This is a genomic window from Kitasatospora sp. NPDC048194 (assembly GCF_043202455.1).
Lineage (GTDB): Bacteria > Actinomycetota > Actinomycetes > Streptomycetales > Streptomycetaceae > Kitasatospora.
Genome location: NZ_JBIDAK010000001.1, coordinates 460,390 through 481,108, shown reverse-complemented (window position 1 = coordinate 481,108; position 20,719 = coordinate 460,390). Strand labels below are relative to the sequence as shown.

Genomic DNA, 20,719 nt, shown 5'->3' with positions numbered 1-20,719 from the left:
GCCATGTCCCAACCCCACCAGCCGCAGGAGCGACCCGAGGCCTCGCGCGGCGAACTGGCGCGACTGGAGAGCTACGAGCACAGGACGGTTCCGGCCGGCGCGCCCTCCGGCGGGCACGCGCCCGACGGACTCGGCGGCAGTGGCGACGCCCCGTACCTGCGCGGGCTCTGACCGACACCCTTCACGAGGAGAACAGCACGTGGCCTATGTGATCGCGCAGCCCTGCGTGGACGTCAAGGACAAGGCGTGCATCGAGGAATGCCCCGTCGACTGCATCTACGAGGGCGCCCGCTCGATGTACATCCACCCCGACGAGTGCGTGGACTGCGGAGCATGCGAGCCGGTCTGCCCGGTCGAGGCGATCTTCTACGACGACGACCTGCCCGACGAGTGGGAGGACTACCGGAAGTCGAACACCGGCTTCTTCGACGAACTCGGCTCGCCCGGCGGGTCGGCCAAACTCGGCGCCCTGGAGCACGACCACGCCTTCATCGGCGGGCTGCCGCCGCAGAACCAGGCCCACTGACCGAGCGACGGCCCGGAGCGGAGACGGACCATGGATGCGCACAGCGACGTGCCACCCCCCGCCGCGACGCGACGAGACCGCAACCGGCAGCGGGTCAAGGAGCGGGTGTACGCCTCGGCGATGACCCTGATCAGCCAGAAGGGCTACGCGGGCGCCTCGGTGGAGGAGATCGCGGAGCACGCCGACGTGGCGCGCGGCACCTTCTTCAACCACTTCCCGCGCAAGGAGGCCCTGATCAGCGCCTGGGCCGAGGCGCGACGGGAGCGGCTGATGGAACGGCTCGAACAGGCCGGAGCGGAGCAGCGGCCGGACGGCGGCGGGCCGCCGGACCGTCCCCGCCCGGCCGAGGGCCTGCGGCAGTGCCTGACCGTCCTGGGCGCCCTCAACGAGGAGGAGCCCGAACTCAGCCGGGCGATGCTCACGGCCTGGGTGCGCTCCGGACGGCCGCTGGAGGAGGAGCCCTACCTGGGGGCGGTCCTCGCCCGGCTGGTCGAGAGCGGACGCGCCCGGGGGGAGATCGTCACCGGGCTCAGCTCGGAGCAGGTCGGCGAGGCACTGCGCGACCTCTACCTGGGCGCGCTCTACCGGTGGACCCGGCGGGCGACCCGGGGGGAGGACCCGGGCCGGCTCACCGGCGAGCTGGCCGCGGTGCTGGAGCTGGTCCTGCACGGGCTGGCCGCCCGGGAGCCGTTCCACGACGAGGAGCGGTGCCCGGACCGATCCGACCGCCCGGAGCCGCAGCACCGCCCGGACCGACCCGACCCGCAGCACCGACCCGACCGCCCGGACTGACCGGACCGAGCGGACCGCCCGGACCGCCCGGACCGCCCGCAGCGGACGCCCGCCTGCGGCAGCCCACCCCGGAGGCCGCCCGGGACGACGGAACACCGTCGTCCCGGGCGGCCTTTCCGGCGTTCCGGCACCCTTCGCAACCGTTCGGGCAAGCGGCCCGATCACCCCGACAAGGGATCAAAATCCCGCTGATCGGGGCACTTTGACCGCAGCCTCGCCCCGTCGGTGATTGGACTCCAAGTCCATCGACGGAACCCTAGGAACAAACTTGTGTCCCGGTGTAAGTTTGAATCCCGCTAGCCCCAAGATCCGCGCACCGTCACGCACGCCACAGGTCTCCGCCTACCGAGATTGGGCCATCCATGGAGCAAGCACACCGGAACCCCCGCCCCGAGGTCGCCGTCGTCGGCATGGGCTGCCGGTTTCCAGGCGCCGAGGGGCCGGGACGGTTCTGGGAGAACCTGATGGCCCACCGGGACTCGGTCACCGCGGTGCCCGCGGAGCGGTTCGACATCGCGGCCGACTACGACCCCACCCCCGGCGTCCCCGGCCGGACGGCCTCCCGGCACGGCGGCTTCGTGGCGGACCCGTTCTCCTTCGACTACGGGTTCTTCGGCATCTCCCCCGCCGAGGCCCGGGCCATCGACCCCCAGCAGCGCCTGCTGCTGCACGCCACCTGGGAGGCCTTCGAGGACGCCGGCATCCGCCCGTCCACCCTGGCCGGCACCCACGCCGGGGTGTTCATCGGCCAGGCGACCGCCGAGTACTCCGAAGCCACCCGCTCCGAGGCCGGCCCGAACGTCCGCGACGTGGCCGGCAGCCGACTGCGCGCCGTCACCGCCGGGCGGCTCTCCTTCGCCTTCGACCTCTTCGGCCCCAGCGTGGTGCTCGACACCGCCTGCTCCTCCTCCCTGGTCGCGGTGCACCAGGCCAGGCAGAGCCTGCTGGCCGGGGAGTGCGACCTCGCCCTCGCCGGCGGGGTCAACTTCGTCCTCTCCTCCCACGACGCCATCGCCTACTCCCAGGGCAGCATGCTCTCGCCCGGCGGCCGCTGCCGCTTCGGCGACGCCGGCGCCGACGGCTTCGTCCGCAGCGACGGCGTCGGCGTCATCGTGCTCAAGCGGCTCGCGGACGCCGAGCGCGACGGCGACCGCGTCCTGGCCACCCTGCTCGGCAGCGCGGTCACCAACGACGGCCGGGGCAGCGGGCTCCTGCTGCAACCCGCGATCAGCGGCCAGGTCGACATGCTGCGCACCGCCTGCCGCTCGGCGGGCATCGCCCCGCAGGACCTCGACTACGTGGAGGCCCACGGCACCGGCACCTCGGTCGGGGACGCGGTCGAGCTCCAGGCGCTCGCCGCCGCGACCGAGCGCCCGCGGCGGCGGCCGCTGCTGACCGGCTCGGTGAAGACCAACATCGGCCACGCCGAGTCCGCGGCCGGCATAGCCGGGCTGATCAAGGCCGTCCTGATCGCCCGGCACGGCGTCATCCCGGCCTCCCTGCACTGCGCCGAACCGAACCCGGTGATCGAGCGCAACGACCTCGGGGTGGCCGTCGTCACCCGCAACACCCCGCTGCCCAGGACCGGCGACCGGGCGCTGCTCGGCGTCAGCTCCTTCGGCATCTCGGGCACCAACGCCCACGTCGTGGTCGGCGAGTACGTCCCGGACCCGGCCGGGCCCGCCGCGCCGGCCGCCGCGCCGCCCCACCGCGGCACCGCCGAACAGCTGCTGGTGCTCAGCGCCCGCTCGGCCCGCTCGTTGAACCATCTGGCCGAGGCCTACGCGAGCCACCTGACGGACGGCCCCGGCCGCGACGTCCCGCTGCCCGAGCTCTGCGCGGCCGCCGCGCTGCGCCGGGACGCCCACCCCTACCGGCTCTGGGTCCGCGGCGACAGCCACCGGGTGGTCGCCGAGCGGCTGCGGGCTCTGGCCGCGGGCGAGTCCGTCCCCGAGGGCGGCACCGCCGAGGCGGGCTTCGGCGGCCCCCGCCGGCTGGCCTTCGTCTTCCCCGGCCAGGGCGCCCAGTGGTCCGGGATGGGCCGCCGGCTGCTGGAGACCTCCCCGGCCTTCCGGGAGAAGCTGCTGGAGTGCGACGCCGCGATCGGCCTGGAGCTCGGCTGGTCGGTGGTCGACCTGCTCCGGCAGGCCGACGAGTTCCCCACCGACATGGACAAGGTCCAGCCCGCCCTGTGGGCCGTCGGTGTCGCCCTGGACGCGGCCCTGCGGGAGGCCGGCCTGACCCCGGACGTGTGCGTGGGCCACAGCATGGGCGAGGTCGCCGCGGCGCAGAGCGCCGGGGCGCTCGGCCTGAGCGACGCCGCCGCCGTCATCTGCCGCCGCAGTCGGCTGATGCGCCGGCTCGCCGGGCGCGGCGCCATGCTCGCGGTGGAGCTCTCCGCCGAGGGCGCCGGGGAACTCCTCGCCTCCGAGCCGGAGTTCGCCGCGGTGTGCGTCGCGGCGGAGAACTCCCCGTCGTCCACCGTGCTGGCCGGGCCGCCGAGCGCGCTGGCCGGGATCGCCCGGCACCTGGAGGGCGCCGGGGTGCTCTGCCGTCCGGTCAAGGTCGAGGTAGCCTCCCACTCGCCCGACATGGACCTGATCGGCGCCGAGCTGCTCGCCGCCCTGGACGGTCTGGCGCCGCGCCGGGCCCGGACCGCCCTGATGTCCAGCGTGACCGCCGCCCCCAGCGCCGGCGAGGAGCTCGGACCGCGCTACTGGCTGGACAACCTGCGCCGCCCGGTCCGCTTCGCCGAGGCCGTCCGGCGGCTGGCCGGGACCGACACCGTCTTCCTCGAGGTCAGCCCGCACCCGGTGCTGACGGCGGCGGTCGAGGAGACGGTCACCGCGGGCGGCGCCGAGGCCGCCGCCGTGCCCACCCTGCGCCGCGGCGGCGACGAGCCGGTGCTGCTGCTGGAGGCGGTGGGCCGGGCGTTCGCCCGGGGCGCCGCCGTCGACTGGTCGCGCTGGTACGGCTTCGAACCCCCGGCGGTGCCGCTGCCCACCTACTGCTGGGACGCCTCCCCGTTGCGCCGGGCCGCCGCGGCCGCGCCGCTGGTGCGCGAGTCCCGGCTGGACGCCTGGGGCCTGCCCGCCGCCGGCGCCGGGGTCGCGGTGAGCGGCGTCGAGCCGGTCTTCCCGTCCGTGTACCTGGAGGCCGCGTTCGCCGCCGCGCGCGAGGCCGCTCCCGGGCAGGACTTCGCCCTGACCGGGGTGCGGCTGGGCGACGCCGCCCTCACCCTCGCCGACGTCCCCGCCGCCACGCTGCGCGTCACGGTGGACGCGCCGGGCCCGGACGGCTCCCGGGACGTCCGGGTCGAGGCCCGCCGCAGCGCCGGCGCCGAGCCGGAGCCCTGCGCCCGCGGACGCCTGGAGCCCGCCTCCGCCCCGTTCGCGCCCGCCCGGCGCGAGCTGCTGGAGACCAGCCTGGCCCGGCACCGGGAGTACCTGTCCGCCGACGCCCTGTACGCGGAGGCCGCCCGGCGCGGGATCGAGGCCGGCTCGGGCGTACGGACGGTCGAGCACGCCTGGCGGCGCGGCGGCCGCGTCGTCGCCCGGGTGCGCCGCGGCGGCGCCTCGACGGCCGTCGGCTGGGAGGCGGGGCTGCTGGCGATGCCGGCCTGCTACCCGGCCGGCTCCGGCTACCTGCCGGTGCGCTTCGGCACCGTCCGGCGCCATGCCGAACTCACCGACGACTACTGGAGCCTGTGCCGCGTCACCCCGGTCGCGGGCGGCCGCCGGGCCCGGGGCGACGTCCTCCTGCTCGCCGCCGACGGGTCGGTGCTCGCCGAGTTCCTCGACATCGAGCTGATCGCCCCGGCCGGGCCGGGGGCGGGTGTCCGCGGTCGGCTGGCCGGGGCCCTCGCCCGGCGGTGCCCCGCCCTGCCGCCGGCCGCCCGGCCGCTCTCCCTCCTCCGGCCGCTCGCCGCGGCCCCGGTGCCGCTGCCGGGACCGGGGCCGCTGTCCGCGTCGGTGCCGGTGCCGGTGCCGACGGGCGCCGCCCCGGCCCCGGCGGCCGTGGGCGCCGAGCCCGCCCCGGCGGCCGCGCGCGCCGCGACGGACGCACTGCTGCAGCGCGTCTCCCGGCTGCTCGACCTGCCCGAGGCGGCGATCGACCGCCGCCGCTCGCTGCGGGACCTGGGCCTGGACTCGCTGATGGCCGCCCAGTTGCGGGCGCAGGTCCGTTCCGACTGCGGGTTGGACCTCACGGCGGGGCGCCTGCTCGGCTCGGAGAGCCTCAACGGCCTGCTGGCGACGATCGGGTGAAGGTTCCGGCAGCCATCGAGGTCTTTTATGGAGGACAACTTCGACTGTGAAACATAGTTAAACTGTGGTGCACCAAGTCGGGGAGGAGTGGGCCCTCCCCGGCAGCCACCATGGATCGGAGACCCCGTTGAATTCCACGGGAGCTGCACCCGCGCCGGCGGAGCCGCTGGGGCGCCGCGAGCGCAACAAGCTGCGGGTCAGGGAGAGGCTGTACACCGCCGCCCTCACCCTGTTCACCGAACAGGGCTACGACGAGACCTCGATCGACGAGATCGCCGAACGGGCCGATGTCGCACGGGGCACCTTCTTCAACTACTTCCAGCGCAAGGAGGACCTGCTCGGCACGTGGGGCGAGAAGCGCCGCGACACGCTGCGCTCCTCCCTCGACGCGGACACCCTGGGCTCCGGCGCCGTCCGCCTCCGGCTGCAGCGCTGCATGCGCGCCCTCGGCCGGATGAACGACGAGGACCAGAAGGAGACCGGGGCCATGCTGATGGCCTGGGTCCGGGCGGGCCGGCCCCTCCTGGAGGAGCCCTACCTCGCCGAGCTGTTCTCGGACCTGGTCGCCGACGGCGTTCGGCGGGGCGAGTTCCGCGAGGGGATCCGCCCCGACCAGGTCGGCAACGCGCTGCGCGACCTCTACCTCGGCGCGCTGTACCGCTGGTGCATGCATCCCGGCCGCAAGGGGGCGCTCACCAAGGAGCTGCTCGCCGTCCTGGACCTGCTGCTGTACGGCGCCCTGGCGGAGCCCGAGCCCGCCACCGCCCGGGCCTGACCCCCGGCGCCGCCTCCCTGCGGGGGCTGGAGGCGGCGCCCTCCGACGGTCCGGGCGGGGCCTAGCCGGCCGCCGTCCGCAGTCCGCCGAAGAAGGCCCTGATGTCGGCGGCCAGCAGGTCCGGCTGCTCCATCGCCGCGAAGTGGCCGCCCCGGTCCAGCTCCGTCCAGCGCACGATGGTGTTCGTCCGCTCCGCGATGTGCCGCAGGACCAGGAAGTTCTCCGCCGGGAACAGGGCCACGGCGGTGGGGGCGGTCGACGGCTCGGCGGGCCGGCCCCAGTAGTCGGCGTGGGCGCGCTCGTAGTAGAGCCGGGCCGAGGAGCCCGCCGTCCCGGTGAGCCAGTAGAGCATCACGTTGGTGAGCAGGTCGTCCCGGCTGACGGCGTCCTCGGGACGCTCCGCCGAGTCCGTCCACTCCTTGAACTTCTCCGCGATCCAGGCCAGTTGGCCGACCGGCGAGTCGGTGAGGGCGTAGGCGAGGGTCTGCGGCCGGGTGGTCTGGATGTCCGCGTAGCCCTTGCGCTCCCGGTTCCACTCGCGCATCCGCTCCCAGGAGGCCAGCATCCGCGCCCGCTCCGGCGCGGGCAGCGCGGCCAGTTCCTCCTCGGTGGGCTCGGTCTCCGCCGCGGCTCCCGGGACCAGGTTGAGGTGCACCCCGATCACCCGCTCGGGGTGCACCCGTCCGAGCTCCCGCGAGATCGCCGAGCCCCAGTCGCCGCCCTGCACCCCGTACGCGTCGTAGCCCAGCCGCCGCATCAGCTCGGCGAAGGCCGCCGCGACCCGCCGGTACTCCCAGCCGGTCTCCCGGGTGGGCCCGGAGAAGCCGAACCCGGGCAGGCTCGGGATCACCAGGTGGAAGGCGGGCGCCCCCTCCGCGCCGTGCGCCCGGGGGTCGGTGAGCGGCCCGATGAGCTCGGTGAACTCCACGATGGACCCGGGCCAGCCGTGCGACAGCAGCAGCGGCACGGCGTCCGGCTCCGCCGAACGGACGTGCAGGAAGTGGATGGTGGCGCCGTCGATCGTCGTGGTGAACTGCGGCCACCGGTTGAGCCGCTCCTCGGCGGCCCGCCAGTCGTACTCGTGCCGCCAGTACCGCGCCAGTTCCGTCAGGTAGTCGCGCGGGACCCCGTACGCCCAGCCGACGCCCGGCAGTTCGTCCGGCCAGCGGGTTCGGTCGAGGCGTTGGCGCAGGTCCTCCAGGTCGCTCTCCGGGACGGCGATGCGGAACGGGTGGATGCCTTCATCGGGCGGCGTCGTCATATCGGCTGATCGTAGTCGCCCGAACACGGTCAAGATCGGCTGCGGGCCGGATCCGGCCGCCGACGGCCCGGCAGGGCGAGGAACGCCAGGCCCCCGGCCAGCACCGCCAGGCCGCACCAGGAGAGCACGGGCAGCCGCTCCCCCAGGGCGGCGACGCCGAGCACGGCCGCCACGGCCGGCTCGGCGAGGGTCAGGGTGGTGGCGGTCCGGGCCGGGGTGCGGCGCAGGCCGTGGCCGAACAGGCGGTAGGCGAGGAAGGTGGTGATCACCGCGAGGTGCAGCACGACGCCCGCGCCGCGCACCGAGAGCAGCCAGCTGGTCGGGCCGGTCGCCGACACCGGCAGCACCAGCAGCGCGGCCGCGCCGAACATCGCACCCATCACCCCGCCGGACGGGTGCCCGGCCGAGATCAGCCGACCGCCGATCAGCGAGTACACCGCGTACGAGAGCCCGGAGAGCGCCGCCAGCAGGACGCCGACCAGGTCCATCGAGGCGCCGCCGCCCGTGAGTTCGGGGCCCAGGACCAGCATCGCGCAGCCCGCCACGGCCAGCGCCGTGGCGCCGGCCCAGCGTGCACCTGGCCTCCCCTGCCGGGCGAGCCACCCGAGCAGCCCGGTGAACACCGGCGCGCTCCCCAGCGCGATCACCGTGGCCACCGCAACGCCGGTGCGGGCCGCCGCCGGGTAGAAGCTGAGCGGGTACCCGGTCACCGCGACGGCCCCCAGCACCAGGAGCCGCCGTTCGCGCGGAGTGCACCGCCGGGGCAGCCGCCGGGCGGTGCGGTCGGTGAGGAACAGCAGCAGCCCGCCGAGCACCAGGGCGGCGGAGCCGATCCCGGTCGCCGGGGCGGCGGCGGGCGCCAGCGAGGCGGCCGTCCCGGTGGTGCCCCACAGCAGCGCGGAGGCCAGGATCGGCACCGGCCCGTCGAGCAGCCGGGCCCGGCGGGGGGCGGGGGTCGGACGAACGCGCGCAGGCGCGGACAAACGATTCGGCACAGTCGTGAACTTCCGTCGTCGAAGACCGTCAAGGGGAGAGGTTCCGAGAACGGGCGCACGCCACAGGGCCCCTGGGCGGGGCTGGGGGATCAAGCCACCGGAGAGAGCGCGCCCGGTCAGGCGCCGAGCGGTGGCAGTGCGACGTGCCAGTACGAGTTCACGAGCCCGATGGTACCCGGCCTGCGCGGGAAGTCGACGGGCCCGACTTCCCGCGCAGGAGGTGGGAGCGGTCAGTCGTGCGGGTTGGCCGGGGTGGGGAGGGCGAGTTCGCACCAGGTGGTCTTGCCGATGTAGCCCTCGCCGCGCGGCCGGGCGCCCCAGGAGGTGGCGAGCGCCGCGACCAGTGCGAGGCCCCGGCCGGACTCGTCCTCCGGGGCGGCCTGGCGAAGGGTCGGCAGCTCGGGGTCCGCGTCGGAGACCTCGATGCGGAGCAGCGAGGAGCTGGGGAGGAGGACCCGGACACCGATCATCCGGTCACGCGGGGAGCGGGCGTGGCGGCAGGCGTTGGTGACGAGCTCGCTGAGGAGGATCAGCGCGGTCTCGGCGGAGTCGACGGGTACGTCCCACTCGAAGGCCAGCCGGAGGAACCGGAGGCGGGCACGGCCGGCGCTGCGGGGCAGGCGGGGGAACATCCACTCGACGGCATCGAGGGGCTGAGTGAGCATCGGAGTCCTTGAGGAGGTGTACGGACGGCTTCACTCGGGAGGGGCGAGTTCGGCCATTTCACCCTTCAAGGGTCGGCAGGCGGGCATAGCCTCGGGAGTAACGCCGCTGGTACAGCAAGAGCTTGAACCGCCCTGTGACCAGGGCAGGGAGGGGTGCGGGGCCGTGAGCACGCCGAAGCAGAACCCGATGGCGTGGAAGTACTGCGGCGATCAGCTCAAGCGATGGCGCGCCCACGCGGGCGTGAGTCGGGAGCAGTTGAGCCAGGCGGCCTGCTACGACATCGAGAGCGTGCGGTCGATGGAGGCGGGACGGCGGAAGCCGTCGCTCAAGCTGCTTCAGGTGGCGGACGAGTTGTGCGACGCGAAGGGGATGCTGCTCGCCGCGACCGATTTCCTGGCGCCGGAGAAGTTCGCTTCTTACTCGAAGGGCTACGCGGAAGCCGAGGTGGAGGCCATCGCGATCCAGTGGTACGAAGCCCTGCTCATTCCTGGGCTGCTCCAGACCGAGGAGTACGCCAGAGAGCAGATCAGCCACTCGTACCCGCCGCTGGACGACGAGACCGTCGCGGCCCGGGTGGCCAGTCGAATGGAGCGGCAGGAGAAGCTTCGCCGCTCACCCACCGTGCTCTTCGGCTTCGTCATCTACGAGGCGGCGTTCCGGGCGCGCGTCGGCGACGAGGGCATCATGAAGCGGCAGCTCGAACACATCCTTGAGGTCGGCGAGCTGCGCAACGTCACGATCCAGGTGCTACCGGTCGACCGGGTGGCCCATGTGGCCCTGGAAGGCCCGATGGTGATCCTGGAGACTCCCGACCATGAGCAACTCGGCTATGTGGAGGGCCAGTACGCGGGAATCCTGTCTGCCGACATCGAGAAGGTGAGCATCCTCGTGCATCGCCATGGCATGATCCGCTCGCAGGCCCTCAGCATTGAGGAATCGAAGGCACTCATCAGAGAGATGACGGAGCAGCTATGAAGTGGTTCAAGTCCAGCTACAGCGACTCCCAGGGCGGAGCCTGCATCGAAGTGGCCCTTTCCTGGGCCAAGTCCAGTTACAGCGACGATCAAGGCGGCGCTTGCGTCGAGGTCGCCGCCTGCCCCGCCGCCGTCCACGTCCGGGACTCCAAGGACAAGGCCGGCCCCAGCCTCACCTTCTCCCCCGAGGCCTGGTCCGCCTTCGTCTCCTTCGCCTCCGAAGCTCAAGTCGCGCGAGTCGAGTGACCCCTTAGTGGAACGGTGGGGTAACCACCTTCCAACCGCCCCTGCACCCAGTCGATATGACTTATCGTCACGACTTTTCCACAGGCAGTGGCGCCGTGTAGCGTGCGCAGCAACGAAACAACCCCCGCCGGTGTTACCAGCACCGAACGGGGGTCTGACCGGCACGATCGAAACGGACTCGATCCTGTGGCTACCCACGACTCTACCGCCATGGCCGCCCCCGGGTACGGCAAGCAGTCCGCTCCGGAGCAACTTCCCCGCTCCGCCGCCGACTTCTCCCACCTCCCGGCGCGCGAGGCCTACCTCGCCTCGCTCATCGACCACCTCCCCGACGGCGCCGCGATGGACGTCAAGACCCTCGCCGTCCTCCAGCCCCACTACGGCCAGATGGCCTGCCGCACGGCCCTCAACAACCTCTCCACCGCAGGTCATCTGCGTCGCGTCCGCGAGCGCATCAGCTCCAAGGACTGCCGCTGGGTGTTCCGCACCTACTTCTCCCGCACGCCCCGCTCCGACGCGTGGTGGACCCGGTTCGTCACCACTGGCGACGCGGGCGAGGCGTCAACACCCGGAGCACCCGATCCCCCCAAGGGGCGAACGCTCAACCGCACGTCGCCCACCTCGGCGGCCTACGCCGCCCTGGCCGGCCTCGGCCTCGCCGATGCCCGGCTCGCTCTCTCCGCCGCCGACTGCACGGCCCTCGAACCGCTCGCCGCCGAGTGGCTGGCGCGGGGTGCCACCCCGGCCCTCTTCACCGCCGCCCTCACCGCGGGCCTCCCGCCGGAGGGCGTCCACAGCCCGGTGGCCTTCACCCGCCGTCGCCTGCTCGACAGGATGCCCCCGGAACGGCCCCGCCCGGAGCCCCCGGCCACCCGCGTCATCGAGTGCACCGACTGCCGCACGCCCTGCCGCCCGCACGCCCTGCTGGGCGGGCTCTGCCGTCGCTGCCGGGGCGGCGGCGCCTGCGGGGCCCCGCCGCCCGACTCCCGCGCGTTGACCGCCGCCGCCGTCCACCGGCACGCCGCCCGCGTCCGGCAGGCGCTGGCGGCGTTGCGGGGATCATGAATATTCACAGGTTATGGCGTTAACCTATGCAAATTCCAAAGGTGAACTAGGTTACAAACCTTGCAATCCAAGCCAGCCGGTTTGCCCGCATGCTGAGATCGTGCGATAGTCGAGACATCGACTTCGGCGGGCCCGACCTGGCACTGCCGACGCCCATCGCGCGGCACGCACCCCCTTGGCCGGCGCGATGACTTGCAGGGGCCCCCATCCGCCGGACCACGGCGAATCCCGGGGGCCCTGCGCGTATCCGGGTCCGTGCGCGCCTCCGCGACCCCTGCGCGCCGTCCGGGGCCGGACGGCGCGGCCTCAGTTCCGCTCGCGCACCCGCAGCTCGAACCAGACGCCCTTGCCGCGCGGCAGCAGGTCCGCGCCCCACCGGTCGGCCAGGTCGTCGACGATCTTCAGCCCTCGGCCGCCCTCGTTCACCGGCTGGGCCTCGGCCAGGATCATGCACGGCAGGGCGCGCGAGGAGTCGCGGACCTCGATCCTCAGCCAACCGGGCTTGCGGCTGACGTGGAGGCCGATGGTGCGCCCGGCGGCGTGCCGCACCGCGTTGGACACCAGCTCGCTGGTCAGCAACTCCCCGGCCTCCAGGTGCTGGTGCAGCTCCCAGGACTCCAGCACGTCCAGCACCAGCCGGCGGGCCACCGGGCCCGACTCCGGCCGGGACGGCAACCGCACCTCGTTCGGCGCGGACTGATCGCACAGCCTGCCGGAATACATCTCCTGCAGCTCCTCGGAGCTCAGCCGCTCCAACGCCGAGAGCGCTCCCTGGACGTCGATCCAGGACGCCTCGGCGACCGCGCCGGCCCCGGGAACCGATGACTGATCTGTTTCGCCCCAACCCGCCATGCGGACCATCATTGCGGAACGCAAGCAGCCGCGTACGGACAATGAGCAAACGATCTCGTCCGAGTCGGCATATGCCTGCGGCAGGAAAGCGACGACCCGGGCTTGCGCGCGTCAAGCCCGGGTTGACATCCGAGGGTCGCTACCTGGCGGTCACCACTGGCTCCACGACAGGTTCCAGCCACTCAGCCCGTTCGCCGGGTCGAGCGTCTCCTTCTTGGTGGAGTTCTTCACCACGACCACGTCGCCGACCAGCGAGCCGTCGTAGAACCTGCCCATCGAGGTGCCGTCCCCACCGCCCTTGACGTCCTTCAGGCCCACGCAGCCGTGGCTGACGTTGTCCTCGCCGAAGGCGTCGCTCCAGTAGTTGCCGTGCACGTACGTCCCGCTGGTGGTGAGCCGCATCGAGTGCGGCACCTGCAGGTCGTAGGGCGCGCCGGTCATGCCGGGCAGGGTGCTGGACTGCATCCGCACCGTGCCCTCCTTGGCCATGACCACCATCGTGCCGTTCCAGGTGGGGTGCTCGGGCGAGCCGGAGGTGATGTCGATCTCGCTCGACTGGCCGTCCCGGACCACCGTCATCCGGTGGGCGGCGGCGTCAACCGTCGAAATCTGGGATCGCCCGATCGTGAAGGGCTCGTCCCGGTCGGTGCCGTACACCCCGGGGGCGATCTCGACGTTCTTCAGCCGGTAGTGCACCGTCACCTTGGTGCCCGGCTTCCAGTACTGCTCCGGGCGGAAGTCCAGTCGGCGGTCGTCGAACCAGTGGCCCTTCACCGCCGTGCCGTTGTCGGTCTCGAAGGTGATCCCCTTCGCGACGGCGTCCCTGTTCTTGACGTCCTTGCTGAAGTCCACCGAGACGATCATGCCGACGCCGTAGGTGGCGTTGTCGTCCACGTTGTCGGCGGCCTTGGCCAGCGCCGTCGGGGTCAGCGTGGTGAAGCTGCTGTCCGCCGTGGTGACCGCGCCGCTCGCGTCCGCCGCCATCGCGCTGACCTGGTAGGCGGTGCCCACCGACAGGCCGGCGGACGGGGTCCAGCTGCTGCCGTCCGCGGCGATGGTTCCGGGGACCTCCTTGCCGCTCCGGTCGCTGACCTTCACGGTGGTGAGCCTGCCGCCGCTCGCCCCGATCCTCAGCGCACCCGGCGCCACGTCCACCGCGCCGTCCGCCGGCTCGATGCTCACCTTCGCCGCCGACGCCTTCGGGGCCGAAGTCGTGGGCGCGGCGGCGGGCTTGGAGGCGGCCGCGCCGGCTCCCAGGTCGGCCTTCGCGGCGCTTCCGCCACCGCCACCGCCGCCACCGCCACAGGCCGCGGTCAGCACCATCGCCCCGCCCACCAGTCCGGTGGCCACCACCCTGCGTATCGACCTCAACGTCGACTCCCTCCCTCAGAACTCCCCGTGGACCCGACGCACGCGACGCACCCGGCGGACCGGCCGGCCCGGCCGACCTTCCGACACACCCAGCGCACCGGCGCACCGGCGGACCGGCGGGCCCGACCCGTACACGCACCCGGCCACCGGAAAGGTTGCGCCGTTCGAGGGGCTGTCCGCCCCGGAAACCGGGCGGCCGGAACCCCAACGAGTGAGGATCGGGCCGCCCGGCGTCAAACCTCCCGGCCTACCAGTTGGCCCAGGACACGTTCCAGCCGCCCAGCCCGTTGGAGGGCGAGACGGTCTTCTCCTTGGTGTTCACGATCTTCACCACGTCGCCGACCATCGAGTCGTTGAAGAACTTGCCCGCGACCGAGGCGTCGCTGCCGCCCTTCACGTCCTGCATCGACACGCAGCCGTGGCTCGCGTTGGTCTTGCCGAACGGGTTGGCCCAGTAGTTGCCGTGGACGAAGGTGCCGGAGGTGGTCAGCCGCATGGCGTGCGGCACGTCCTGGATGTCGTACTCGCCGCCGAGACCGACGGTCTGCGAGTTCATCCGGGTGACCTTCTCCTTCTCCATGATCACCATCGTTCCGCCCCAGGACGGCGTGGCGTCCGCGCCCAGGGTGACGGGCACGGTGGTGCTCTTGCCGTCCCGCTCGATGGTCATCTGGTGCGTCTTCGCGTCCGCGGTGGAGATCATCGACCGGCCGACGGTGAACGGCTCGTCCTTGTCGACGTCGCCGTACACGCCCGGCGCGACCTCGACGCTCTTCAGCCGGTACTTGATGGTCACCTTGGTGCCCGGCACCCAGTACTGCTCGGGGCGGAAGTCCACCCGGCGGTCGCCGAACCAGTGGCCCTTGACCGCCGTGCCGTTGCTGGTCTCGAAGGTGATGCCCTTGAGGACGGCGTCCTTGTTCTTGACGTCCTTCGAGAAGTTCACCGAGACGATCATGCCGACGCCGTAGGTGGCGCCGTCGCTGATGTTGTCGTTGGTGGCGACGGTCTTGCCCGGTGTCAGCGTGGTGAAGGTGGTGGTCGACGCGGACACCAGCCCGGCGTCGTCCTTGGCCTGCGCGTTCACCTTGTAGGCCATGCCGACGGCGAGCGCCCCCGAGGGCTTCCAGCCGGATCCGTCCGGGGCGATCGCGCCCTCGACCGGCTTGCCGTTCTTGTCGGTCACCTCGACCGTGGTGAGCTTGCCGTTCGAGACGGAGACCTTCAGGGCGTTCGGTGCGACGTCCTGGGCGCCGTCCTTCGGCTCCACCGCGAGCACGGCCGCCGAGGCCTTCGGCGAGGCCGCGCCGCCCCCGGGGGCGGCCGTCCCGTTCGCGTCCGCCGGCGCCGTCGCGGCGGCATCGGCCGAGCCGCCGCCCTTGTCGTCGTTGCACGCGGCGGTGAGCAGCAGCACCCCGCCCATGGCCAACGCCATCGCACCCCTGCGCCCGTAGCGGTAGCCGGTGCGTATCGCGGCGTCGGCCGCCTTACCCGTCTTCACGGAATCTCCCCTCCCGGTATTCACTCTCTTGACGCGCTGAGTGCCCCCAGGAGTTGCACCGGGCGCCGATCTTTCGCGCCGGGGCCCGGCGCGCCGGAGCAGGATAGCTGGGCCGTCTGAGGGAAACCTCGGGGGAGGTGGGTGGAGTCGTGGTGAACCGCCGGTGAAGGCGCCGGGCCGCTCCCGGCCCCGCCCGCGGGGCTACCGCAGGGCGCTCCCGGCCACCCACTGGTCCCAGGGCACGTTCCAGTCGCCCAGCCCGTTGGACGGCGGCACGAAGTCCCCGGCCGAGGCCCGCACCTCCAGCACGTCCCCCGGGATGGTGTGCTCGAACAGCCAGCCCGCCGGGGAGTCCTTGCTCGCACCGCCCTTGACGTCGGCCAGGCCGATGCAGCCGTGGCTGGTGTTGGCGGTGCCGAACACCCCCGGGTCCGCCCAGTAGTTGCCGTGCACGAAGGTGCCGGAGGCGGTCAGCCGCATCGCGTGCGGCACGTCCTTGATGTCGTACTCGTCGCCCATCCCGACCGTCTGCGAGTTCATCCGGGTCACCCGGTACTTCTCCGACACCACCAGCACCCCCCGGTAGGTGGGGTGCTCGGGGCTGCCGCCGGACACCTTGAGCACCTTGAGCACCTTGCCTCCGGGGCCGGCCCGGACCGACAGGGTGTGCGCGTCCAGGTCGACGGTGGAGACCTGGGCCCGGCCGACCGTGAAGTGCAGGTCCCGGTTCTGGGTCCCGAACCCGCCCGGCGCGCCCTGCACGTCCTTGAGCCGCAGCGCCACCGTGACCTTGGTGCCGGCCGCCCAGTACCGCTGCGGCCGGACGTCCAGCCGCTGGTCGCCGAACCAGTGCGCGGCCACCGGCACCGGCGGGTCGGCGCTCACCCGCACGGCCCGCTCCACCGCGGCCCGGTCGGTGATCGGACGGCTGAAGCGCAGCGAGACCGGCATCCCGACGCCGACGGTGGAGCCGTCCTCGGGGGTGAAGAACGCGACGAAGGTGTGCGCCCGGGCCACCGTCGAGAAGGCCGAGTGCTGGGCGGCCCGCTGGCCCTGGTCGTCCTCGGCGACCGCGTCCAGCGTGAAGGCGGTGCCCAGCGGCAGCGGGCCGTCCGGGGTCCAGGCCGCCCCGTCCGGGCTGATCGTGCCGGGCAGCTCGGTGCCCCTGGCGTCGGCCAGCCGGACGGACACCAGCCGGCCCTGGGCGGCGGTCACCCGCACCGGCCCCTCCGGCGGCACGTCCTGCGCGCCGTCCGCGGGCAGCGCGGTCAGCACCGCCCGGGACGGCGGCGGGGGCGGGGCGGGCGACGCCCCCGGCACGGCCGCGTCCCCGTCCGGGCCACCCGGCGGGCCGCCGCCGGCGCACCCCGCGAGCACCGCGAGGCACCAGCCCGCCACCACCGCGCGCCGCGCCCACATCCCGACCCGGCGCAGCATCCCGGGGCCTCCCACCGCTCGGTCCCACGCCTTGGGCGTCCGACGCCGGGAACAACGACCCCGAGCGCCCCCCGGACACGGACCCCCACCCGCCATCCGCCGGTAAGCCCCCGTTCAGCGGCTTCCTCCCCGCCCAATCCGGGAAGGACACAGTGAACGGGGTCCGGGACACCCCGTTCAGGGAGGGTACGGCCATGGCGTCAGGGCAGGAGCTGGAAGCCGGGGTACGGCCGGGCGGCGGCCCGCACCCCGCCGAGCCACCGTGGCCCGGCAGCTGGCAGCCGCTGGGCGCCCGCTTCCGGACCGACCAGGTCGGCGGCGAGGGCACCAACTTCGCGCTCTGGGCGGCCGGCGCCGAGGCCGTCGACCTGTGCCTGTTCGACGAGGACGGCCGGGAGAGCCGGCACCGCCTGACCGAGCAGGACTTCCAGATCTGGCACGGCTTCCTGCCCGGTGTGCGGCCCGGCGCCCGCTACGGCTTCCGGGTGCACGGCCGCTGGGACCCGTGGACGGGCGCGCGCTGGAACCCGGCGAAGCTGCTGCTCGACCCGTACGCCCGGGCCGTCGACGGCTGCTACACCTCCCACGACGCCGTCTGCTCCGCCGTCCGCAACTGGCCGGAGACCGACGTCGCCGACACCGTCCGGGACAACCGCGACTCCGCCCCCTACGTCCCCAGATCCGTGGTCGTCCACGACGACGACGACTGGTACGACGACCACCGCCCGAAGACCCCGTGGGCCGAGACGGTGCTCTACGAACTCCACGTCCGCGGCTTCACGATGCGCCACCCCGACGTCCCGCCCCACCTGCGCGGCACCTACGCCGGCCTGGCCCACCCCGCCGCCGTCGACCACCTCACCCGGCTCGGCGTCACCGCCGTCGAACTGCTGCCGGTGCACCAGTACGCCAGCGAGGACCACCTCCAGGCCCGCGGCCTGGTCAACTACTGGGGCTACAACACGATCGGCTACTTCGCCCCGCACGCCGGCTACTCCGCCTCCGGCTCGCGCGGCGGCCAGGTCGGCGAGTTCAAGCGGATGGTCCGCGCCCTGCACGCCGCCGGCATCGAGGTGATCCTCGACGTGGTGTTCAACCACACCGCCGAGGGCGCCGAACTCGGCCCGACGCTCTCCCTGCGCGGCATCGACAACGCCGCCTACTACCGCCTCGCCCCGCACCGCCCGCGCGGCTACGCCGACTTCACCGGCTGCGGCAACACCCTGGACACCCGCCGCCCCCAGGTGATCCGCCTGATCACCGACTCGCTGCGCTACTGGGTCACCGAGATGGGCGTGGACGGCTTCCGCTTCGACCTCGCCGCCGCCCTCGCCCGGGGCACCGACGGCGTCGACATGGAGCACCCCTTCCTCGCCGCCGTCTCCCAGGACCCGCTGCTCAGCCGGGTGAAGCTGATCGCCGAGCCCTGGGACGTCGGCCCGGGCGGCTACCAGGTCGGCGGCTTCCCCCCGCTGTGGGCCGAGTGGAACGACAAGTACCGCGACACCGTCCGGGACTTCTGGCGCGGCGCCCGCCCGGACGTGCGCGAGCTCGGCTACCGCCTCTCCGGCTCCTCCGACCTCTACCAGCGCGGCGGCCGGCGCCCGTACGCCTCCGTCAACTTCATCACCGCGCACGACGGTTTCACCCTGCGGGACGTCGTCTCCTACGACCGCAAGCACAACGAGGCCAACGGCGAGGCCAACCGGGACGGCACTGACGACAACCGCTCCTGGAACCACGGCACCGAGGGGGAGACCGACGACCCCGAGGTCAACGCGCTGCGGCTGCGCCAGCTGCGCAACCTGATGGCCACCCTGCTGCTCTCCACCGGCGTGCCGATGATCACCGCCGGGGACGAGTTCGGCCGCACCCAGGGCGGCAACAACAACGCCTACTGCCAGGACGGTGAGACCAGTTGGCTCGACTGGTCACTGCTGGAGCAGCCCGGCTGGCGCGGGCTGTGCGAGCTGACGGCCCGGCTGGTCCGCTTGCGCCGGGCCCACCCGGTGCTGCGCCAGCGGGCGTTCTTCTCCGGCCGGGCGCCCGCCCCCGGCGGCCAGCCGGACCTCGCCTGGTTCACCCCGCTGGGCAAGGAGATGACCGAGGCGGACTGGTTCGCCCCCACCGCCTGTCTCGGCATGCTGCTCTCCGGCAGCGCGATGTCCGAACGGGACCAGACCGGGCTGCCGTCGTGGGACGACAGCTTCCTGCTGCTGCTCAACGCGGGCCGTGAACCGGTGGTGTTCACCCTGCCCGGCGAGCCCTGGGCGGCGCCGGAGGCCGCGTACGAGACGGTGGTGGACACCGCCGCCGCGGGCACGGGGGACCCGCACCCGCGGGGCGCGGTGGTGCTGGGCGGGCGCTCCCTGCAACTGCTGCGCGCGCCCGCCCGGGCGCCCCTGGATCAGCCGAGGGCATGACCGAGCTCGACGTTCTCCAGGACGCCGATCGCGTCCGGCACCAGCACCGCCGCCGAGTAGTAGGCGCTGACCAGGTAGGACGCGACCGCCTTCTCGTCGATCCCCATGAAGCGCACGTTCAGGCCGGGTTCGACCTCGTCCGGGATGCCGACCTGGGTGAGGCCGACCACGCCCTGGTTGTCCTCGCCGACCCGCATCGCGATGAAGGAGGTGGTCTGGTCCTCCGTCACCGGGATCTTGTTGCACGGGAGGATCGGCACCCCGCGCCAGACCGGCCGCCGACTGCCGAGGACGTCCACCGTGCCGGGGTACACACCGCGCCGGTTGCACTCCCGCTCGAAGGCCGCGATCGCCCGCGGGTGGGCGAACAGGTAGTCGGTGTCCCGGCGCATGCTGAGCAGCTCGTCCAGGTCGTCCGGCGCGGGCGCGCCGGAGTGGGTCTGGATCCGCTGGTCGAAGTCGGTGTTGGCGAGCAGGCCGAACTCCGGATTGTTGATGAGCTCGTGCTCCTGCCGCTCCCGCAGCGCCTGAACGGTCAGCCGCAGCTGCTCCTCGGTCTGGTTCATCGGCTTGTTGTAGAGGTCCGCGACCCGGGTGTGCACCTTGAGGACGGTCTGCGCCACGCTCAGCTCGTACTCGCGCGGCGCCGGCTCGTAGTCCACGAAGGCGGTGGGCAGCTCGTACTCGCCCTCGTGCCCGGCCGAGAGGTCGATCTCCGCCTCGCCGTGCGCGTTCTGCGCCTGGGCGGCGTCGGCGGCGAAGCCCAGCAGCTGCTCGCGCAGCGCCTCCGAGCGGCCGATCACCTCCTGCAGCACCGGCCAGGACAGCGCCATCGCGACCCCGGGGGTGGCCGCCTTCACGGTGTACGGCCAGCTGCCGCCGCCCTCGGTGATCACCTCGTCGCCGAGGTGGTCCCCGTCCGCGAGCGAGCCCAGGACGGCCTGCTCGCCGTACTTGCCGGTGCCGATCCGGTCGACCTTGCCGTGCGCGATCAGGAACACCTCCTCGATCGGCGCGCCCTCCTCCACCAGGACCTCACCGGCGGCGAAGTCCCGCTGGGTGAAACGGCGGGCCAGCTCGGCCAGCACCTCCTGGTCGTCGAAGCCGCGCAGCGCCGGCACCTCGGCCAGCGAGGGCGCGACCACGGCCACCGCGGCGCCGGTCTTGGTGAAGCTCACCCGGCCGCGCCCGGTGGCGTAGCTCAGGCGGCGGTTCACCCGGTAGGTGCCCGCGCTGACCTGCACCCACGGCAGCAGCCTGAGCAGCCAGCGGGAGGTGATCTCCTGCATCTGGGGCTTCGACTTGGTCGTCGTCGCCAGGTTCCGTGCGGCGGCCGTGCTGAGGCTCAGCTGGGTCCGCACCTGCAGCACCGCGCCCCCGGCAGCACCGGGCTCGATGTCGACCGACATGACGTATCTCCCATCGCTTCACAACGGTTACTAACCGTCAGGAGATGTAATCGGACAGCGACAAGGCGCGCGCAAGAGGCGCTCGACGCATTCGTCCCTGCACGAACGGACGCGCGCGCCCCATCCGTCACTCCCGCCCCACCCGTCCGGGTGGCCGGTTC

At 73.2% G+C, this 20,719-nt stretch carries 17 protein-coding genes; 9 read left to right on the top strand and 8 right to left on the bottom strand.

From position 1 onward, the window contains the following. Positions 1-3: 3 nt before the first annotated feature. From ACGF07_RS02240 to ACGF07_RS02220, 5 genes are all read left to right on the top strand, one after another. Positions 4-171, top strand: a complete 168-nt coding sequence (locus tag ACGF07_RS02240) for a hypothetical protein (protein ID WP_350743671.1) — start codon at positions 4-6, stop codon at positions 169-171. A gap of 28 nt (positions 172-199) precedes the next feature. Then, positions 200-526, top strand: coding sequence for a ferredoxin (fdxA, locus tag ACGF07_RS02235; protein ID WP_350743670.1), 327 nt, complete (start codon positions 200-202; stop codon positions 524-526). A 30-nt stretch (positions 527-556) separates the two neighbouring features. Beyond that, the gene (locus tag ACGF07_RS02230) at positions 557-1,318 is read left to right on the top strand and encodes a TetR/AcrR family transcriptional regulator (protein WP_392894612.1); all 762 of its coding nucleotides are present in this window, start codon (positions 557-559) and stop codon (positions 1,316-1,318) included. Positions 1,319-1,680: 362 nt separating this feature from the next. Then, entirely contained in the window at positions 1,681-5,583 is a 3,903-nt protein-coding gene (locus ACGF07_RS02225; protein WP_392894610.1) for a type I polyketide synthase, read from the top strand. Between the two features lie 127 nt (positions 5,584-5,710). Then, entirely contained in the window at positions 5,711-6,358 is a 648-nt protein-coding gene (locus ACGF07_RS02220) for a TetR/AcrR family transcriptional regulator (protein WP_392894608.1), read from the top strand. Between the two features lie 61 nt (positions 6,359-6,419). Here ACGF07_RS02220 and ACGF07_RS02215 read toward each other — a convergent pair whose 3' ends face one another. The 3 genes from ACGF07_RS02215 to ACGF07_RS02205 form a co-directional block, all read right to left on the bottom strand. Next, positions 6,420-7,619, bottom strand: a complete 1,200-nt coding sequence (locus ACGF07_RS02215) for an epoxide hydrolase family protein (RefSeq protein WP_392894606.1) — start codon at positions 7,617-7,619, stop codon at positions 6,420-6,422. Positions 7,620-7,648: 29 nt separating this feature from the next. After that, a complete protein-coding gene (locus ACGF07_RS02210; RefSeq protein WP_392894604.1) occupies positions 7,649-8,614 on the bottom strand; it encodes a DMT family transporter in 966 nt (321 codons plus the stop codon). Between the two features lie 230 nt (positions 8,615-8,844). Beyond that, entirely contained in the window at positions 8,845-9,279 is a 435-nt protein-coding gene (locus ACGF07_RS02205; protein ID WP_392894602.1) for an ATP-binding protein, read from the bottom strand. Positions 9,280-9,442: 163 nt separating this feature from the next. Between ACGF07_RS02205 and ACGF07_RS02200 the strand changes: the two genes are divergently transcribed. The 3 genes from ACGF07_RS02200 (at position 9,443) to ACGF07_RS02190 (ending at position 11,565) form a co-directional block, all read left to right on the top strand. Further along, entirely contained in the window at positions 9,443-10,255 is an 813-nt protein-coding gene (locus ACGF07_RS02200; protein WP_392894600.1) for a helix-turn-helix domain-containing protein, read from the top strand. Next, positions 10,252-10,500, top strand: a complete 249-nt coding sequence (locus ACGF07_RS02195; RefSeq protein ID WP_392894598.1) for a DUF397 domain-containing protein — start codon at positions 10,252-10,254, stop codon at positions 10,498-10,500. Before ACGF07_RS02200 ends, ACGF07_RS02195 begins: the two co-directional genes overlap by 4 nt. Before the next feature lie 210 nt (positions 10,501-10,710). Beyond that, positions 10,711-11,565 (top strand): hypothetical protein, encoded by an 855-nt coding sequence (locus ACGF07_RS02190; RefSeq protein ID WP_392894596.1) that lies wholly within the window; start codon positions 10,711-10,713, stop codon positions 11,563-11,565. Between the two features lie 306 nt (positions 11,566-11,871). On the opposite strand, the gene ACGF07_RS02185 is transcribed toward ACGF07_RS02190, so the two are convergent. The 4 genes from ACGF07_RS02185 to ACGF07_RS02170 all read right to left on the bottom strand — a co-directional run bounded on the left by ACGF07_RS02185 (position 11,872) and on the right by ACGF07_RS02170 (position 16,726). Continuing rightward, positions 11,872-12,417, bottom strand: a complete 546-nt coding sequence (locus ACGF07_RS02185) for an ATP-binding protein (RefSeq protein ID WP_350744553.1) — start codon at positions 12,415-12,417, stop codon at positions 11,872-11,874. Positions 12,418-12,567: 150 nt separating this feature from the next. Further along, on the bottom strand, positions 12,568-13,788 hold the full coding sequence (locus ACGF07_RS02180) for an Ig-like domain-containing protein (protein WP_350744551.1): 1,221 nt from the start codon (positions 13,786-13,788) through the stop codon (positions 12,568-12,570). A 247-nt stretch (positions 13,789-14,035) separates the two neighbouring features. Beyond that, positions 14,036-15,289, bottom strand: coding sequence for an Ig-like domain-containing protein (locus tag ACGF07_RS02175; protein WP_392894594.1), 1,254 nt, complete (start codon positions 15,287-15,289; stop codon positions 14,036-14,038). Between the two features lie 201 nt (positions 15,290-15,490). Continuing rightward, positions 15,491-16,726, bottom strand: a complete 1,236-nt coding sequence (locus tag ACGF07_RS02170; protein WP_392894592.1) for an Ig-like domain-containing protein — start codon at positions 16,724-16,726, stop codon at positions 15,491-15,493. Between the two features lie 194 nt (positions 16,727-16,920). Here ACGF07_RS02170 and glgX point away from each other — a divergent pair, with 194 nt between their 5' ends. After that, positions 16,921-19,149, top strand: a complete 2,229-nt coding sequence (glgX, locus tag ACGF07_RS02165) for a glycogen debranching protein GlgX (RefSeq protein WP_392894590.1) — start codon at positions 16,921-16,923, stop codon at positions 19,147-19,149. Here the strand turns inward: glgX and ACGF07_RS02160 are convergent. Continuing rightward, a complete protein-coding gene (locus ACGF07_RS02160; RefSeq protein WP_350744544.1) occupies positions 19,134-20,558 on the bottom strand; it encodes a family 2B encapsulin nanocompartment shell protein in 1,425 nt (474 codons plus the stop codon). The two genes, glgX and ACGF07_RS02160, sit on opposite strands and share 16 nt — an antisense overlap. Positions 20,559-20,719 lie beyond the last annotated feature (161 nt).

Coding starts and splice junctions, on each gene's coding strand:
- ACGF07_RS02205 (WP_392894602.1), bottom strand. CDS start 9,279: ATGCTCACTCAGCCCCTCGATGCCGTCGAGTGGATGTTCCCCCGCCTG.
- ACGF07_RS02170 (WP_392894592.1), bottom strand. CDS start 16,726: ATGCTGCGCCGGGTCGGGATGTGGGCGCGGCGCGCGGTGGTGGCGGGC.
- ACGF07_RS02185 (WP_350744553.1), bottom strand. CDS start 12,417: ATGGCGGGTTGGGGCGAAACAGATCAGTCATCGGTTCCCGGGGCCGGC.
- ACGF07_RS02230 (WP_392894612.1), top strand. CDS start 557: ATGGATGCGCACAGCGACGTGCCACCCCCCGCCGCGACGCGACGAGAC.
- ACGF07_RS02240 (WP_350743671.1), top strand. CDS start 4: ATGTCCCAACCCCACCAGCCGCAGGAGCGACCCGAGGCCTCGCGCGGC.
- ACGF07_RS02160 (WP_350744544.1), bottom strand. CDS start 20,558: ATGTCGGTCGACATCGAGCCCGGTGCTGCCGGGGGCGCGGTGCTGCAG.
- ACGF07_RS02190 (WP_392894596.1), top strand. CDS start 10,711: ATGGCCGCCCCCGGGTACGGCAAGCAGTCCGCTCCGGAGCAACTTCCC.
- ACGF07_RS02195 (WP_392894598.1), top strand. CDS start 10,252: ATGAAGTGGTTCAAGTCCAGCTACAGCGACTCCCAGGGCGGAGCCTGC.
- glgX (WP_392894590.1), top strand. CDS start 16,921: ATGGCGTCAGGGCAGGAGCTGGAAGCCGGGGTACGGCCGGGCGGCGGC.
- ACGF07_RS02215 (WP_392894606.1), bottom strand. CDS start 7,619: ATGACGACGCCGCCCGATGAAGGCATCCACCCGTTCCGCATCGCCGTC.
- ACGF07_RS02225 (WP_392894610.1), top strand. CDS start 1,681: ATGGAGCAAGCACACCGGAACCCCCGCCCCGAGGTCGCCGTCGTCGGC.